At 67.2% G+C, this 16,478-nt stretch carries 14 protein-coding genes; 10 read left to right on the plus strand and 4 right to left on the minus strand.

Going from position 1 to position 16,478, the window contains the following annotated elements:
* Window positions 1-40: 40 nt before the first annotated feature.
* Window positions 41-1,603, minus strand: coding sequence for an MFS transporter (locus GTV32_RS07490; protein ID WP_161059599.1), 1,563 nt, complete (start codon window positions 1,601-1,603; stop codon window positions 41-43).
* 91 nt (window positions 1,604-1,694) lie between these two features.
* Here GTV32_RS07490 and GTV32_RS07495 point away from each other — a divergent pair, with 91 nt between their 5' ends.
* Complete coding sequence (locus GTV32_RS07495; RefSeq protein ID WP_161059600.1) at window positions 1,695-2,300, plus strand: TetR/AcrR family transcriptional regulator; 606 nt, start codon at window positions 1,695-1,697, stop codon at window positions 2,298-2,300.
* Between the two features lie 7 nt (window positions 2,301-2,307).
* On the opposite strand, the gene GTV32_RS07500 is transcribed toward GTV32_RS07495, so the two are convergent.
* A complete protein-coding gene (locus GTV32_RS07500; protein WP_237421494.1) occupies window positions 2,308-2,892 on the minus strand; it encodes an NTP transferase domain-containing protein in 585 nt (194 codons plus the stop codon).
* A gap of 255 nt (window positions 2,893-3,147) precedes the next feature.
* On the opposite strand from GTV32_RS07500, the gene uraD reads away from it, so the two are divergent.
* From uraD to GTV32_RS07515, 4 genes are all read left to right on the plus strand, one after another.
* Window positions 3,148-3,681 carry a 2-oxo-4-hydroxy-4-carboxy-5-ureidoimidazoline decarboxylase gene (gene uraD / locus GTV32_RS07505; RefSeq protein ID WP_161059601.1) on the plus strand — a complete coding sequence of 178 codons (534 nt, stop codon included), beginning with the start codon at window positions 3,148-3,150 and terminating at the stop codon, window positions 3,679-3,681.
* A complete protein-coding gene (gene uraH, locus GTV32_RS07510) occupies window positions 3,678-4,004 on the plus strand; it encodes a hydroxyisourate hydrolase (protein ID WP_161059602.1) in 327 nt (108 codons plus the stop codon). The genes uraD and uraH overlap by 4 nt, the downstream gene beginning before the upstream one ends.
* Before the next feature lie 196 nt (window positions 4,005-4,200).
* Window positions 4,201-4,332 carry a hypothetical protein gene (locus GTV32_RS23800; protein WP_272918230.1) on the plus strand — a complete coding sequence of 44 codons (132 nt, stop codon included), beginning with the start codon at window positions 4,201-4,203 and terminating at the stop codon, window positions 4,330-4,332.
* 15 nt (window positions 4,333-4,347) lie between these two features.
* Window positions 4,348-4,785: a DUF5994 family protein gene (locus GTV32_RS07515; RefSeq protein ID WP_161059603.1), complete on the plus strand. Its 438-nt coding sequence runs from the start codon at window positions 4,348-4,350 to the stop codon at window positions 4,783-4,785.
* 159 nt (window positions 4,786-4,944) lie between these two features.
* Here GTV32_RS07515 and GTV32_RS07520 read toward each other — a convergent pair whose 3' ends face one another.
* Window positions 4,945-5,151 carry a cold-shock protein gene (locus GTV32_RS07520; RefSeq protein ID WP_161059604.1) on the minus strand — a complete coding sequence of 69 codons (207 nt, stop codon included), beginning with the start codon at window positions 5,149-5,151 and terminating at the stop codon, window positions 4,945-4,947.
* A 245-nt stretch (window positions 5,152-5,396) separates the two neighbouring features.
* Between GTV32_RS07520 and GTV32_RS07525 the strand changes: the two genes are divergently transcribed.
* Complete coding sequence (locus tag GTV32_RS07525) at window positions 5,397-6,029, plus strand: nucleoside/nucleotide kinase family protein (RefSeq protein WP_161059605.1); 633 nt, start codon at window positions 5,397-5,399, stop codon at window positions 6,027-6,029.
* Between the two features lie 72 nt (window positions 6,030-6,101).
* Here GTV32_RS07525 and GTV32_RS07530 read toward each other — a convergent pair whose 3' ends face one another.
* Window positions 6,102-9,491 (minus strand): pyruvate carboxylase, encoded by a 3,390-nt coding sequence (locus GTV32_RS07530; protein WP_161059606.1) that lies wholly within the window; start codon window positions 9,489-9,491, stop codon window positions 6,102-6,104.
* A gap of 447 nt (window positions 9,492-9,938) precedes the next feature.
* Between GTV32_RS07530 and GTV32_RS07535 the strand changes: the two genes are divergently transcribed.
* The 4 genes from GTV32_RS07535 (at window position 9,939) to GTV32_RS07550 (ending at window position 16,475) form a co-directional block, all read left to right on the plus strand.
* Complete coding sequence (locus GTV32_RS07535; RefSeq protein ID WP_161062397.1) at window positions 9,939-11,408, plus strand: MFS transporter; 1,470 nt, start codon at window positions 9,939-9,941, stop codon at window positions 11,406-11,408.
* A gap of 101 nt (window positions 11,409-11,509) precedes the next feature.
* Window positions 11,510-12,859 carry an 8-oxoguanine deaminase gene (locus GTV32_RS07540; protein ID WP_161059607.1) on the plus strand — a complete coding sequence of 450 codons (1,350 nt, stop codon included), beginning with the start codon at window positions 11,510-11,512 and terminating at the stop codon, window positions 12,857-12,859.
* Window positions 12,859-13,677 carry an FAD binding domain-containing protein gene (locus GTV32_RS07545; protein ID WP_161059608.1) on the plus strand — a complete coding sequence of 273 codons (819 nt, stop codon included), beginning with the start codon at window positions 12,859-12,861 and terminating at the stop codon, window positions 13,675-13,677. Before GTV32_RS07540 ends, GTV32_RS07545 begins: the two co-directional genes overlap by 1 nt.
* On the plus strand, window positions 13,674-16,475 hold the full coding sequence (locus GTV32_RS07550; protein WP_161059609.1) for a molybdopterin cofactor-binding domain-containing protein: 2,802 nt from the start codon (window positions 13,674-13,676) through the stop codon (window positions 16,473-16,475). The genes GTV32_RS07545 and GTV32_RS07550 overlap by 4 nt, the downstream gene beginning before the upstream one ends.
* Window positions 16,476-16,478 lie beyond the last annotated feature (3 nt).

A 16,478-nucleotide genomic window follows, 5' to 3' on the forward strand; every position in this document is an offset into this window, starting at 1 on the left:
TTCACCAGATGGCGCCGGCCCGAGTCTCGCGGATACGCACTCAGCGGGTGGTCGCGGAAGCCTCGACGCCGGTTGCTCTGGGATCGGTCGACGCCGGTGCGTCGGGGTCGTGGAAGTCGCGACTTCGGATCAACGCCGCCGCCACCAGCCCGGCCACCAGGGCGACCACCGCGGCGATGAGGAGAACGCGATCCAGGGCGTCTGCGTATCCCTGTGCGGCAACCCGGGCGACCTCGGCACGCAACGGTCCCGGCACTGTCCCCATCACACCGGCAACATTGCCGTCCGCGACGGCGTCGCCGATCTCCTGCGCACGCGCCGTCAGTGGGCCGCCGGTCAACGCGGACGCCACGGTACCGGCGAAATGTGATGCGAGCACGCTGCCGAGCACCGCCACCCCGGTCGCGATCCCGATCTGCCGGAACGTGGAGTTGATGCCGGACGCCATGCCGGCCCGCTCCTGCTCGACCACCCCGACCGCCGTCGAGGCCAGCGGCGGATTGATCAACCCGGTCCCGATGCCGGCGACGACGAACCCCGGGACCAGCTGGGTCCAGCTCCCGGTCGGGTCCGTACCGCGCATCAGCCACAGTCCGACCGCGACGAGTACGAAACCCGGACCGATGAGCCATCGGACCGGCACGAGGTCCGAGAGACGGCCGGCGACGGCCGCCGCGACGAACACGACCCCGGAGAACGGTAAGAAGCGCAGACCGGCCTCGAGCGCCGAGTACCCCATGATGGTCTGTAGGTAGATGACGAGATAGGTGAGCGTCGAGAACATCGATGCCGACACCGCCCACGCCGCGATGAGGCCGCCGTTGAAGGTCGGCACGCGGAGCAGGGCGCCGTCGATCATCGGATCCGCGACCATCCGTTCCACGACGACGAATGCGACGAGGAGCACTCCGGCCACCACGAGCGATCCGGCGACACTCACCGAACCCCAGCCGTCGGCGTGGCTGCGAATGAGCCCGAAGACCAGAAAGGCCAGGGCCGCACTGAAACTCACGCAGCCCATCCAGTCGATGCGCCGCATCCCGGACGCCTTCGACTCGTCGACCCCGACGTAGGTCACCAAAAGCGCCGCGATGCCGACCGGGATGTTGACGTAGAAGATCCAGTGCCACGACAGACCGGTCGTCAACACACCGCCGAGGACCGGCCCGACGGCGACAGAGACGCCCGTCACGGCGCCGAAGACGCCGAACGCGATACCCCTCTCCTTGGGTGGAAACGCTTGTGCCAGCAGCGCGAGCGAGGTGGCGAACATGATCGCCCCGCCGACTCCCTGGACCGCCCGCGCCCCGACCAGGAACTCGATGGTCGGTGCGAGACCGCAGGCGAGCGAACCCAGCGTGAACACGACGATGCCGGACGCGAACACCAGTTTGCGTCCGATGATGTCGGCGACGGTCCCTGCCGTCAGCAGGAGCGCCGCGAGAGTGAGCGCGTACGCGTCGATGACCCACTGGAGACCGGCCAACGACGATCCGAGGTCTCTCTGGATATCGGGTAGCGCAACGTTCACGATCGTGACGTCGAGCAACAACATGAACACCCCTGTGCACACCGCAGCCAGGGTCAGCCATTTCCGGGGCATCGCGCGCTCCTTTTTTGAGTTCACACTCAGTTAATCGTCACATATTCTGAGCGATTACTCAATAATCCTCCGCCCACGTAGAGTGCCAGACGTGACGACGCGAGGAAGGCCACCGAGAATCGGACGCGACGAGATCGTCACCGCCACCCTGGAGGTCCTGCGCGACCGGGGAATCGCCCGGCTGACCACCCGGGAGATCGCCGATCGGCTCGGCATCTCCGAGGGCAGCATCTTCTACCACTTCGGGGACCGAAAGGGGCTGGTCGGCGCAGTGTTCACCGAGTCGCTGCGGCCACTGTGGGAGTTCGGGCCGATGATGCCGTCGGCGCCGCACGACATCTCCGAACTGCGCGAGGTCCTCACCGTGTTCACCACCCGCCTCGAGGAGTTCCTCGAAGACGGACTCGACGTGCTGATGGCCGCGCAGGCCGACACCGCGCTCCGCGCAGAATTGGGCGGGGTGATCCTCGAGAACGACTACGGGCCACAGCGCGGCGTGACGGCGATCAGCGGCTACCTCCGCTCCGCGCAAGCCGCCGGCGTCATCGCTCCCACAGTCGACGCCGAGGTGACCGCGCATCTGCTGATCGCGTCGGTCTTCATGCGGTACGCCCAGCCGATGCTCGTCGGCCACGCCCGCGGGCTACCCTCCCGCGACCGGACGCTCGACTTCATCATCGCGACCCTGCGCCACTGATCACGAGTCAGGTCGGGGTGTCCCGGTCCTGCCCGGAGGCGAGATCCCCGCATTCCACCCGGAGCAGATCGGCGCGCCCGGCCAGATACGACTGCGCTCCCACGTCACCGGCCACCGTCGCGATCACCCCGGTGAGGTGATCGGCACCGATGTACACCGGATGTCCGGGCCTACCGCCGAAGACGACCCGGGCAATGCGATCGCGCCGACGGCCGACAGCCTCAAGGAGGCGGATGGTCACCTCCGGCCCCACGTCCGGTGTGTCGACAACGTGGAAGACCATGCCGTCCACATCGGCGTCCAGCGCCGCGGTCGCCGCCACCCGGACCGTTTCCCCCACACCGCTCCGCCAGCCCGGCACGATGAGCATCGAAGCATTATCCGGTGGGTCGACGATGCGGGCACCCATGGCAACCATCACGACGCCACACCCGCCGTCGGCCAGGGCGTCCACGGACCGTCGCAGCCAATCACCCTCGCCAGCAACAATTTTGGGTGCACCGTAGCGGCGCCCCGCACCCGCCGCCAGCACCACACCCATGATGCCGCCCGGGTCGCGACGGTGCGTCGGACCGCGCATTTCCTCACCCATGACGACCGCTGATACTAGTGCGACACAAGCCTTTTGTCCGATTCACCCAAGGAATCACCCGATCCGCCGTCCATCGGGGTCGGCCGGTTGGGTTCACGCTGTAGCGGTCAGCGGCCGACACAGAGGTGAACGAGCATGGTCACAGGCTCCATCAGCGCCATCCGCGGAACGAACCGCAAGACGAGAGTGGCCCCCGTCGATCAGCTCAGGTCAGCCCGGTTCACGCGAGCGTCCGAACTCTCCTAGGCTGACCGCATGAGACGTGTCGATTGGCGCGGACTGGCGAGTTTCAACCAACTCTCCGAACGTCAGGCCATCCAACAGCTGTACGAGTGCTGCAGCTCCTCGATCTGGGCGTCACGGGTGGCCGATGCCCGCCCCTTCCCCGACGACGAGGCGTTGCTCGAGTACGCGGACCTCATCCTCGCCGACCTCACCGACGCCGATCTCGACGAGGCCCTCGCCGGGCACCCACGTATCGGAGACCGACCCGACAACCCGTCGTCCGAGCGGGAGCAATCCGGGGTGGCCGGCGCCGACGCATCGGTCCTCGCCGACCTCGAGAAATTCAACACCGCATACGAGGAGAAGTTCGGCCACGTGTACCTCGTGTTCGCCGACGGCCGGCCCGCCGACGAGCTGCTCGACATCCTCGGTCGACGTATGCACAACGACGCCGAAACCGAACGACGGGAGCTGCGAACGGAATTGGCGAAGATCAATCTCAGTAGGCTGACGAGGATGCTGACCCCTGCGAGTAGCCACCTCGACGAAGGAGCCACGACATGACGGGCATCTCCACTCACGTGCTCGACGCGGTGTCGGGCTCACCGGCCCGGGGGGTGGCGATCTCCCTGAGGGATTCGACCGGAACCGTGCTGGCGACAGGCGTCACCGACGATGACGGCCGCATCGCTCAGGTGAACACGGAACCGGTCACACCGGGCACCTATCATCTCGTGTTCGACACCGGTCGATGGTTCGACACGCACGGGATCACCGGCTTCTACCCGGAGATCGACATCTGCTTCGCGGTCGACGACCCGACACGCCATCACCACGTCCCGGTGCTGCTCAGCCCCTATTCCTACACGACCTACCGCGGCAGCTGACCGGGCACAACGGTGGCGCCGCGAGCCCCGGCGTGCGGACCGACACCGCACCGGATGCGACGTACTTCACTCCCTAGGGGGTAGAGTCAGGACGAAGCCGACGATACGACGCGTCCACGCATTCGCGGGGACCGAGTCGGCGGTGGAACGGATATCACGCCGCACTCCACCGATCACTTCTCCGAACGGATGTCCGATGTCCAACGATGCCAATCTTTTTTCACACTGCACCGACACCACGCACGCTGCCGTGCTGGCGACCACCGCGACCTCAGATCTCGAGTTCTCCGACGCGCCGGACGATCCGACTTCCGCGGGGCGAGACTGAGCGGGCGGTCCGACCGTGGCACCCGCACTCGGCCCGACTCGGCTCAAACTGGCACCTGACCTCACTCTCCCGATCGCCGGGGCCTGGCTGCCCTACACATCGCAGATCTCACAGGAACTCCCGGCCCTCCAAGCGGCCGGCCGCAGCAGGCTGGGTGTCATCAGCCGTATCGACGTGAATTGGCGGAATTTCGCGCGCTATCCCGGATTAGACTCCGAGAATTCGCCCGACGTGCTGCCGCTGATGTCGGTCACGGCCGACCACGCCACGGTGACGCTGCTCGTCATTCCGCCGAGAACCCAGTCTGCCCTTGCCGCCACCCTGTTGCGGCAAGCCGGCCAATGCACCACATCACCCGGTTCCGAGCACAGCCACCTCTACCGCGACGCCCAGCGGATCCTTCATCGCGCTGCACTCCAGTGCGGCGCCATAGAGCCAAAAGCGGCCGGCTGAGCCGATGGCATGATCGGCGTCGGCCACATCTGTTGCGGCACAACAACAGCACGATACAAACACCGAGATTCTACAGCGACACCGAGATACACCAGCAACGACGAGATACAACAAACGCCGCCCGGAAATCCGGGCGGCGTTCGTCGTTGAAGACTGTGGTCAGATGGCGGTCACAGTGGTCGCCTGCGGGCCCTTGGGGCCCTGCTCGACCTCGAACTGGACACGCTGCTGCTCTTCGAGGCTGCGGTAGCCGCCGCCCTGAATGGCCGAGTAGTGAACGAAAACGTCACCATCGGTGCTGTCGTCGGGAGCGATGAAGCCGAAGCCCTTTTCGCTGTTGAACCACTTGACGGTTCCTTGAGCCATGATGCTGGTACTTCTCTCTATTTTGCACACGAGGGCCGTGTGGCACTCGCTCGACCATCATCGCACACTTTGTGACTTTTGAGATAACCGTGACGAAAGCGAACCCGTCTGAGCCACGAATCCGGCGCCCGTCGCACCCTTCTTTTCGTGGCTGCACAGTCGACTCCGGGCCAGATCACGACGGTGCGGCCAGAAGTGTCCTGACACGCGAGTCCAGCGACGTGGCGGGACTATCGTTTCCTGCTGTGTCCGTCCTGACCGACCTCGACGATGTGCTCGCCGCCCGCGCCGGCGAGCGCATCGTGGTCGGCGTGACCGGTCCGCCCGGATCGGGCAAGACGTCGCTGGCGCGCGGTCTCACCGACCACTATCGGAGATTGCACGGCGATGGTTTCGTCGGCCATCTCCCGATGGACGGGTTCCATCTCGCCGATCGCGTTCTCGCACAATTGGGCCGATCCGAACGCAAAGGCGCACCGGACACCTTCGACGTGGACGGCTACATCGCGCTGCTGACCCGTGTGATCGGGGCGGACCGCGACGTCTACGCCCCCGACTTCGACCACAGCGCAGGCGAGCCGGTCGCCGCGGCGCTCGTGCTGCCGGCGACGGCGGGCCTCATCGTCACCGAGGGCAACTACTTGGCCCTCGACGGACGATGGTCACCGGTCGCCGATCTGCTCACCCGGTTGTATTACGTGGACGCGCCGACCCGCCTGCGCCGGAATCGGTTGGTATCCCGCCACGTCGCCGCGGGCAGATCGACCGAAGCTGCCCGCGCGTGGGTCGAGAACGTCGACGAGCCGAACGCGGCGCTCGTCGCGAACACCCGGGATCGCGCGGACCTCGTCGTCGATGGCACGGCCCCGCTCTTCTGACACGCAGGACTCCCGGACACACGCGCTATCGCACGGGCATCCGGGAGTCCTGGGTGGGCTCGCGCCTCGCGACTACCCGATCTCGATCAGCAGGTCACCCGGTGCGACCTGGGTGACCGCGCCGACCGCGACGCGCGCGACCTTGCCGCCGAGCGGTGCGGTGATGGTGGCTTCCATCTTCATCGCCTCGATGGTGCCGATCGCCGCACCCGCGGCGACCTCGTCACCGACGTCCACCGACAACGACACCACCCCGGCGAACGGGGCGCCGATGTGATGCGGGTTGGACCGGTCGGCCCGTTCGGCCGCCTCGACGGCGGAGTCCACCGACCCGTCGCGTACCGACACCGGACGCAGCTGCCCGTTCAACACACACATCACCGTCCGCATACCCCGTTCGTCGGGCTCGCTGATGGCTTCGAGCCCGATGAGCAGTTCGACGCCGGGTTCGAGTTCGACACGGTGCTCCTCGCCGTAGCGCAGACCGTAGAAGAACTGATTCGCCGACAGACGCGAGGTGTCGCCGTAGTCCTCGTAGTGCTTCTCGAACTCCTTCGTCGGCCCGGGGAACAGCAAGCGGTTCAACGTTTCCTGCCGCGTGCGACCGGGCACGTCGAGCGCCGCGGAGTCGTCGTCGGTCAATGTCTCCGGCGGGGCGGCCTCACCACGACCCTGCAACGCGATGCTGCGCAACGGTTCCGGCCACCCGCCTGCCGGATCGCCGAGCTCACCCCGCAGGAAGCCGATCACCGAATCCGGGATGTCGTAGGCAGACGGGTCAGAGGCGAACTCGGTGGCGGTGATGCCACGCCCGACGAGCGCCAGTGCGAGATCGCCGACCACCTTGGACGACGGTGTCACCTTGATGAGCCGGCCGAGCATACGGTCGGCGGCCGCATAGGCCTCTTCGACGGCTTCGAACCGATTGCCCAGACCGAGCGCGATCGCCTGCTGGCGCAGATTCGACAGCTGGCCACCGGGGATCTCATGGGTGTACACGCGTCCGGTCGGGGCCGGAATACCGGATTCGAAGGGCGCGTACACCTTTCGCAGCGCTTCCCAGTACGGCTCGAGATCGCATACCGACTTGAGGTCGAGGCCGGTGTCACGGTCGGTGTGCGCGGCCGCCGCCACGATCGCCGAGAGCGCGGGCTGGCTGGTGGTGCCGGCCAACGCAGCGCTCGCGCCGTCGACCGCACTCGCGCCGGCCTGCCAAGCCGCCAGATAGGTGGCCAGCTGCCCGCCGGGGGTGTCGTGGGTGTGCACGTGCACCGGTAGGTCGAACTCCTTGCGCAACGCCGAGACCAGCGTGGTGGCCGCCGGGGCGCGCAACAGTCCGGCCATGTCCTTGATCGCCAACACATGTGCGCCCGCCTCGACGATCTGCTCGGCCAGCCGCAGGTAGTAGTCGAGGGTGTAGAGATCCTCGTCGGGATCGGCGAGATCGCCGGTGTAGCTCATCGCCACCTCGGCCACCGCGGTACCGGTCTCCCGAACCGCGTCGATCGCCGGTCGCATCTGATCGACGTTGTTGAGCGCGTCGAAGATGCGGAAGATGTCGATACCCACCTCGGTGGCCTCGGCCACGAACGCGGTGGTGACCTTCGTCGGATACGGCGTGTAGCCGACGGTGTTGGCGCCCCGCAGCAACATCTGCAGGCAGATGTTGGGGATGGCCTCGCGGAGCTGCGCCAGCCGATCCCAGGGATCCTCCTTGAGGAACCGCAGAGCGACGTCATAGGTTGCGCCACCCCAGCATTCGACCGACAGCAACTGCGGCGTCAACGCCGCGACATACGGCGCAACCATCATCAGTCCGTTGGTGCGCACCCGGGTCGCCAACAGCGACTGGTGGGCGTCACGGAACGTGGTGTCGGTGATACCGAGCCGCTTGGAGTCACGCAGATCCGCGGCGAACCCCTCCGGACCGAGTGCCAACAGACGCTGCCGAGAGCCATCCGGCGGTGCGGCCAGGGCGGCACGTTCCAGCGTGGGCAGCTTGTCGCGTGGGTAGACCTTCGTCGGCCGCTCACCGTGCGGCTTGTTGACCGTCACGTCCGCGAGATAGGACAGGATCTTGGTACCGCGATCGGCCGAGGACCGCGAGGTCAGCAGCGACGGCCGCTCCTCGATGAAGGACGTGGTGACGCGACCCTCGCGGAAGTCCGGATCATCGAGCACCGCCTGCAGGAACGGGATGTTGGTCGCGACGCCGCGAATACGGAACTCGGCGACCGCCCGGCGTCCCCGGCGCACAGCGGTGGCGAAATCCCTTCCGCGACAAGTGAGCTTGACGAGCATCGAATCGAAATGGCCGCTCACCTCGGCACCCAGTACCGCGCCACCGTCCAAGCGCACCCCCGCGCCGCCGGGACTGCGATACGCGGTGATGCGCCCGACGTCGGGACGGAACCCGTTGGCGGGATCCTCGGTGGTGATGCGACACTGCAACGCCGCGCCGCGGATGGTGATCCGATCCTGGGTCAATCCCAGCTCGGCCAACGACTCACCCGCCGCGATCCGCAGCTGGGAGCCGACCAGATCGACGTCGGTGATCTCCTCGGTGACCGTGTGCTCCACCTGGATTCGCGGGTTCATCTCGATGAACACATGACGGCCCTGTTCGTCGAGCAGGAACTCGACCGTGCCCGCACACGTGTAGCCGATGTGCCGGGCGAAAGCGACCGCGTCGGCGCAGATCCGCTCACGCAGCTGCGGGTCGAGGTTCGGTGCCGGAGCCAGCTCGACGACCTTCTGATGGCGGCGTTGCACACTGCAGTCCCGCTCGAAGAGGTGGATCACGTCACCATGGGTGTCGGCCAGGATCTGGACCTCGATATGGCGAGGATTGACCACCGCCTGTTCCAGGAACACGGTCGGGTCCCCGAAGGCGGCATCCGCCTCTCGCGAGGCCGCCGCGATCGCGTCGGCGAGGTCGTCGAGCTGCTCGACCCGACGCATGCCGCGCCCACCACCGCCGGCCACCGCCTTGACGAACACCGGGAACTGCATGTCCTGCGCCGCGCGTAGCAACTCGTCGATGTCAGCCGACGGCTCCGACGACGCCAGCACCGGCAATCCCGCCGCCTTCGCCGCGGCCACCGCGGTCGCCTTGTTCCCGGTCAGCTCGAGCACATCGGCCGACGGCCCGACGAACGTGATTCCGGCCTCCGCGCACGCGGCAGCCAGCCCCTGGTTCTCCGAGAGAAATCCATAACCCGGGTAGATGGCGTCCGCCCCGCACCGCACCGCCGCCCCGACGACCTCGTCGACCGACAGATACGCGCGAACCGGATGGCCCGGCACACCGATCTGGTAGGACTCGTCGGCCTTGAGACGGTGGACCGAGTTCCGGTCCTCGTAGGGGAAGATCGCGACCGTTCTGGCCCCGAGTTCGTAGGCTGCGCGGAAGGCACGGATCGCGATCTCACCGCGGTTGGCCACCAGGACTTTGTCGAACACGTGACTCTCTCTCGTCAGGGCGCCGGAGCACGTCCACCTCACCGTGGCGAGCGCTCACCTTGCCGCATGGATTACACGCTGGAGTGCTCTCAGATTACTGGTGCGGACATCGGGGCAACACGGCGCCCAAGGCAACGCAGGGGGATCAGACCTCAGACCGACGGTCTCACAAGAATGCCGCTGACCTGTGCGTTTTCGGTAACAGCACCGACCGAGCGCTCGGACCGAGGTCCGTCCCCATCGACTCGACGACGGGCTACCCCGGTGGCCGGATCGATTCGTCGGCGATCGGCCGAGCGTGAGCCGACAGGACCGCAGCGCACGATCCCCTGGCCCTGATCTCGCGTGGCCGCGGTACGACTGAGCGATACGTGTGTCATATCGGATTTCTCCGAATGAGCGGGGGTCGATAGCGTAGCCATCGGAGGTGTGTCAGTCGTGAGTGCGATGAGTGGGCCGGTCGACGAACAGACCGGTGCGCAGGCCACCGTCCCAGATGGCCACCCCCGCCTGGCCGTGACCGTCCTCTGTGCTGCCGGGATCGTCGTGGCACTGATGCAGACGATCATCGTGCCGTTGATCCCGCAGCTTCCGGTGCTGTTGGACGCCGCACCGTCCGACACCTCCTGGGCCCTGACCATCACATTGCTCGTGGGCGCCGTGATCACGCCGATCGGCGGTCGGCTCGGCGACATGTACGGGAAACGTCTCATGCTCCTGGCGAGCATGGGCTGTGTGGCCGTCGGGTCTGTCGTGTGCGCCCTGTCGGGCTCGCTGCTTCCCTTCCTCGTCGGCCGCGCATTGCAGGGGCTCGGCTTCGGCACCATCGCGCTGGGGATCAGCGTCATGCGCGACATCGTGCCGCCGCGACATCTCGGATCGTCGGTCGGCACCATGAGCGCCTCCCTCGGTGTCGGTGGCGCCCTGGGTCTGCCGTTCGCCGCGGCGATCGCGCAGCACGTCAGCTGGCACGCGCTGTTCTGGGCATGCGCCGCGGCCGCCGTCGCCGGCGGCGTAGGGATCGCGTTCACCGTCCCGCAGTCCCGATCCCGCACCGGCGGACGGTTCGACGTCGTCGGCGCCCTCGGCCTGGCCGCCATGCTCTCCTGCCTGCTCCTTCCACTCTCGAAAGGGTCGGTCTGGGGGTGGGCCGACCCCATCACCCTCGCGTTCTTTGCCGCGTTCGTCGTCGTGGCGACCGGATGGTGGTTCGTCGAACGACGCCGAGCGAATCCGCTCATCGACCTCGCACTCGCCATCGAACGCCCCGTACTCCTGACGAACATCGCATCGGTCGCGACCGGGTTCGCCTTCTACTCGATGCAGCTGATCCCCATCCAGTTGCTGATGGCACCGTCCTCGAGCCCGAACGGGCTCGGACTCGACATGCTGACCGCGAGCCTCGTGCTGGCCCCGAGCGGCCTGCTGATGTTCGTGTTCTCCCATGTCAGCGCCCACCTCACCCGTGCCTTCGGTCCACGGGTCTCACTCGCCACCGGTGGCTCGGTGATCGGTGTGGGCTACGTGGTCTTCATCGTCGCCATCGCCGGCTCCTGGGCGTTGGCGTGGTGGCTGATGCTGATCGTCGCGTGCCTGATCGGCGCAGGGCTCGGGATCGCGTACTCGGCGATGCCCGCCCTGATCATGCGTGCGGTCCGCGTCGAGCAGACCGGGGAGGCCAACGGCGTGAACGCGCTCATGCGCGTCGTCGGGACATCCACGTCGGCGGCCGTGGTCGGCATGATCCTGACGTGGTCGATGGTCACGGTGGCCGGCCCGGACGGGGGCGCGGTCACCGTTCCCGCCGAGAGCGGCTACCTCTGGGCATCGGCGATCTCACTCGGTGCCTGCGGGCTGGCCACCGTACTGGCGCTGGCCATTCCGCCCAGCCGCCCGATGTTCGTCGAGGACGTCTGACCATCGGTTCGCTCGACATGCGCCTGTGACACAAGCGTCGTAGCGTTTCGCGAGTGTCCCCCCGCAGTGACCCGGCCCGCTCACGTCGTTCCCAGGACCCCATGACCCTGATCGAGAACGCATACGTGATCACCGTCGACGCCATGCGTCGCGAACTCCCGCGGGCGTCGGTGCTCATCGACGGTGAGCGCATCGTCTCGATCGGAGAGCCCCCGGCCGCGCTGCCCGAGGACACCGTGCGAATCGACGGGAGCGGGCATGTGCTGACGCCCGGGCTGGTGAACACCCATCACCACCTCTACCAATGGATCACCCGCGGCCTCGCCGCCGACCACACCTTGTTCCGATGGCTGACCACCCTGTACCCGATCTGGGCCGGTATCGACGAGGACGCCGTGCGCACCGCCGCCCTCGGCGGTCTCACCCAGCTCGCGTTGTCCGGTTGCACCACCACGACCGACCACCACTATGTGTTCCCGGCCGAAGGAGGCGACCTGCTCGGCGCCGAGATCGACGCCGCGCAGACCATCGGGCTGCGATTCCACCCCACCCGCGGGTCGATGGACCTGTCGGAGAAGGACGGTGGGCTACCGCCGGACTCGGTGGTCGAGGGCATCGACGAGATACTCACCGCGAGTGCCGACGCGGTGTCCCGATGGCACGACGCGGGCACGTCGTCGATGCTGCGTATCGCGCTGGCGCCCTGCTCGCCGTTCTCGGTGACCACAGACCTGCTGCGCGAGTCGGCGTCGTTGGCCCGTGAGCTCGGGGTACGCCTGCACACCCACCTCGCCGAGTCGGTCGACGAGAACACCTATTGCGACGAGAAGTTCGGCTGCACCCCACTGCAATACATGGAGTCGGTCGGATGGGTCGGCGACGATGTGTGGTTCGCGCACGGCGTCGAGTTCGACGACGATGAGATCGCGCGCCTGGCTGCCACGGCAACCGGTGTCGCTCACTGCCCGACCTCCAATGCCCGTCTGGGCAACCGCATCTGCCGCACCCGCGACCTCGTCGATGCCGGCGTGCCGGTCGGCCTCGGTGTCGACGGCGCGGCCTCCAACGAGTCCTGCCGCCTGCTGGAGGAAGCACACCAGGCAGTCCTCATGGCGCGGGCGCGGGGCGGCCCGACCGCGCTCACCACGCGGACCGCGATCGAGTTGGCGACCATCGGTGGCGCGCAAGTACTCGGTCGTGCGGGCGACACCGGCTCGATCGAGGTCGGCAAGCTGGCCGATCTCGTGTTGTGGGATCTCTCGTCGGTGGCCCACAGCGGAATCGACGACCCTATCGCGGCACTGGTACTCGGCGCCGTCCCACCCATCATCGGGACCTGGGTGAACGGACGTCGGATCGTCGGGGACGGCGTCATCCTCACCGTCGATGCCGACACCGTCGCGGCCGAGGTCGCCTCGGAGCATCGTCGGCTGATCGACAAGGCGTCCTGATGGACCTCCACACCATCACCGGTTATCGGTATGCCCGTTCCCGCGGCGATCTGCGACTCGCCGCCGGCGAGCGCCTGGTGGCCGGCGGTACGTGGTTCTTCTCCGAACCCCAGGTGGACGCGTCCGGCATCGTGGACATCTCCGAGATGGGATGGCCTGCACTGGAAGATCTTCCCGACCACGGTCTGCGTATCGGGGCGACGTGCACCATCGCCGAACTGGCCGCACTGCCCGTCCGCCCGGGATGGTCTGCGCAGCCACTGTTCGGCGCCTGTGCGAACGCCCTCCTGGCATCCTTCAAGATCTGGAATGTGGCCACCGTCGGCGGCAACATCTGCCGCTCGTTTGCGGCGGCGTCGATGGTCTCGCTCACCGCCGGTCTCGACGGTGTCGCCGTCATCTGGTGCCCCGACGGCACCGACCGCCGAATCCCGGTGGCCGAATTCGTCACCGGCAACGGAACCAATCAGCTCCGTGACGGCGAGGTCCTCCGCGCCGTCGACATCCCCGCGACGGCGATGCAGGGGCACACGGCATTCCGCACGATCGCCCTGGCCGACCTGGGTCGTTCGGGCGCAGTCGTGACCGGTCGTCACGATCACGACGGTGCGATGACCATCGGGGTCACCGCCGCCACTCCCCGACCCGCGGTCCTGCGTTACCCGTCACCGCCATCGGCGGCTCGGTTGCACCGGGACGTCTCCCTGCTGGATGGCTACTACAGCGATCCGCTCGGTGCTGCCGACTGGCGGCGAGCGGTGTCTGCCGTTCTGGCAGAGGAGATCCGAACCGAACTCCTCGAGAGGGTCGCCCCATGAGATTCTCGGTGAACGGGACCCCGCACGATGCCGATCCCCGTCCGGGGCAGTGCCTGCGCACGCTGCTGCGCGACACGGCCCACTTCGAGGTGAAGAAGGGTTGTGACGCAGGCGACTGCGGGGCCTGCTCGGTGCTTGTCGACGGCTCCCCCGTCCACTCGTGCATCTATCCGGCACAACGGGTCTCGAATCGCTCGATCACCACCGCTTGCGGTGTCGGGACACCCGACGATCTGCATCCGATGCAGCAGTCCTTCATCGACAACTTCGGTTTTCAGTGCGGATTCTGTACGCCGGGGATGATCGTCACGGCCTCCACCCTGCAACCCGACGATCTCGACGAGCTGCCGCGCAGGATGAAAGGGAACCTCTGTCGGTGCACCGGTTACCGGGCGATCCGGGACGCCATCACCGCCGGCCTTTCCGACGGCCGCACCGACAGCAACACGAATCCCCCCGACAGCAACCGAAATCCCGTCGACAGCAACACGTATCGCTCCGACGGCAACACGCTCCCCGCCACCGTGAGTGTCGGCCGGTCCGTCAATCCACCGGCCGCCGCACGCGTGGTGACCGGCACCGAGCCGTACACCTTCGACATCGCGGTTGCCGGGATGACCCACCTCCGCGTACTCGGATCGCCACTCCCCCATGCTCGCATCGTGTCCATCGACACCTCGGCCGCCGAGCGGGTGGACGGCGTCGCGCTCATCCTCACCCACGAGAACGTCCCGGATCGCAGGTTCTCGACAGCGCGCCACGAGCACCGCGAGGACGACCCCGACGACACGTTGATCCTCGATTCGGTGGTCCGTTTCGTCGGGCAACGGGTCGCCGCGGTGGTCGCCGACACCGCAGCGGCCGCCGAGCACGCGTGCCGGCTGATCGATGTGACCTACGAGGAGCTGCCCGCCGTCTTCGACCCTGAGCAGGCCCGGCAACCGGGCGCGCCACGTATCCATCCGGACCGCACCGCACTCGATCGCGTCAACCACGCGGACCGCAACACGATCGCCGCTTTTCATCACGGATTCGGCGGCGACGCGGATACAGCTCTGGCACAGTCACACGTGACCGTGTCCGGCACCTGGTCGACAGCGCGGGTCTCGCACGCCCAACTCGAGACGCACGGCAGTATCGGCTGGCTCGACGACGACGGGCGTCTGGTGATCCGCACCAGCACCCAGGTCCCGTTTCTCGTCCGCGACGAACTGGCCCACCTCCTCGATCTCGACCCGGATCGCATTCGGGTCGTCACCGCCCGCATCGGCGGCGGCTTCGGCGGCAAACAGGAACTCCTCACCGAAGATCTCGTGGCACTCGCAGTCCTGCGCACCGGCCGTCCGTGCGGCTACGAGATGAGCCGCGCCGACGAGATGACCCGAACCACCTACCGCCACCCGTTCCGCGTGACGGTCGATCTCGGCGCCGACACCGATGGTCGACTCACTGCCCTGAAGATCGATGTCCTCTCCGATACGGGCGCGTACGGCAATCATGCGCTCGGCGTCATGTTCCACGCCTGCGCCGAGTCGATCTCGGTCTACAACTGCCCCGTCAAGCGGGTGGACGCGGAGGTCGTCTACACCAACAACCCGCCGTCCGGAGCCTTCCGCGGGTACGGGCTGGGGCAGGTGATCTTCGCGATCGAGAGCGCCCTCGACGAACTCGCGGTGAGACTCGACATCGATCCCTTCGATCTCCGCCGTCGCAATGCCGTCGCCGCAGGGGATCCACTCCTCACCACCAACCCCGAACCTGAGCCCGATCTGGTGTACGGAAGTTACGGTCTCGACCAGTGTCTCGACCTCGCCCAGACGGCGTTGGCGCGCGGCAACCACGTCGAGGCACCGACGGGACCACACTGGCGTATCGGCGAGGGGATGGCGCTGGCGGCCATCGCCACCATGGCGCCGCGCGGCCACATCTCCCGCGTCCGGGTCGGCGTGGATGCCGAGGGCGAGTACCACGTCGGGATCGGTACATCCGAGTTCGGCAACGGGACCACCACCGTGCACACCCAGGTCGCCGCGACCACGCTGAACACCACACCCGACCGGATCCGGCTGAGCCACGGCGACACCGACGCCGCCGACTACGACACGGGCGCTTTCGCCTCGGCCGGCATCACCGTTGCGGGAAAGGCACTCCATGCCGCGTGTATCTCGTTGCGCGAGAAGATGATCGGCGTGGCGGCCACGATCGCGACGGACGAACCGGACCGCGTGGTCCTGGGCCCGGGCGGCGCCATGGTCGGAGAACGGCTGATCTCCTTCCGCGAGATCATCGACGCGGTCGACGACGACTCACGCGTCGCCGGCCGGATCGTCGCGACCGGCGAGGAGAACGGCGATCTGCGCTCGATCGCATTCAACGTGCAGGCATTCCGAGTCGCGGTGGACACCGAGACCGGTACCGTCGTCATCCTGCAATCGGTGCAGTCCGCCGATGCGGGCACCGTGATGAATCCCCAGCAGTGCGTCGGTCAGGTGGAAGGCGGTGTCGCGCAGGCCATCGGGTCGTCGCTCTACGAGGAGATCATGCTCGATCGCGGCGTTCCGCTGACACCGGTGTTCCGGACATATCGGGTCCCGCAGATGGGCGACATCCCCACCACGGAGGTCTGTTTCGCGGAGACCTCCGACGACCTGGGACCGTTCGGTGCCAAATCGATGAGCGAGTCACCCTACAACCCGGTCGCGCCGGCGCTGGCGAACGCGATCCGTCGTGCGATCGGTGTCCGCCCGCACGAGTTGCCCATGTCTCGCGATCGCGTGTGGCGACTGCTGCACGGATGACCC

The organism is Gordonia sp. SID5947 (genome assembly GCF_009862785.1).
Classification (GTDB): Bacteria; Actinomycetota; Actinomycetes; order Mycobacteriales; family Mycobacteriaceae; genus Gordonia.

Coding starts and splice junctions, on each gene's coding strand:
- GTV32_RS07540 (WP_161059607.1), top strand. CDS start 11,510: ATGACCCTGATCGAGAACGCATACGTGATCACCGTCGACGCCATGCGT.
- GTV32_RS07520 (WP_161059604.1), bottom strand. CDS start 5,151: ATGGCTCAAGGAACCGTCAAGTGGTTCAACAGCGAAAAGGGCTTCGGC.
- GTV32_RS07500 (WP_237421494.1), bottom strand. CDS start 2,892: ATGGGTGAGGAAATGCGCGGTCCGACGCACCGTCGCGACCCGGGCGGC.
- uraH (WP_161059602.1), top strand. CDS start 3,678: ATGACGGGCATCTCCACTCACGTGCTCGACGCGGTGTCGGGCTCACCG.
- GTV32_RS07545 (WP_161059608.1), top strand. CDS start 12,859: ATGGACCTCCACACCATCACCGGTTATCGGTATGCCCGTTCCCGCGGC.
- GTV32_RS07490 (WP_161059599.1), bottom strand. CDS start 1,603: ATGCCCCGGAAATGGCTGACCCTGGCTGCGGTGTGCACAGGGGTGTTC.
- GTV32_RS07550 (WP_161059609.1), top strand. CDS start 13,674: ATGAGATTCTCGGTGAACGGGACCCCGCACGATGCCGATCCCCGTCCG.
- uraD (WP_161059601.1), top strand. CDS start 3,148: ATGAGACGTGTCGATTGGCGCGGACTGGCGAGTTTCAACCAACTCTCC.
- GTV32_RS23800 (WP_272918230.1), top strand. CDS start 4,201: ATGTCCAACGATGCCAATCTTTTTTCACACTGCACCGACACCACGCAC.
- GTV32_RS07535 (WP_161062397.1), top strand. CDS start 9,939: ATGAGTGGGCCGGTCGACGAACAGACCGGTGCGCAGGCCACCGTCCCA.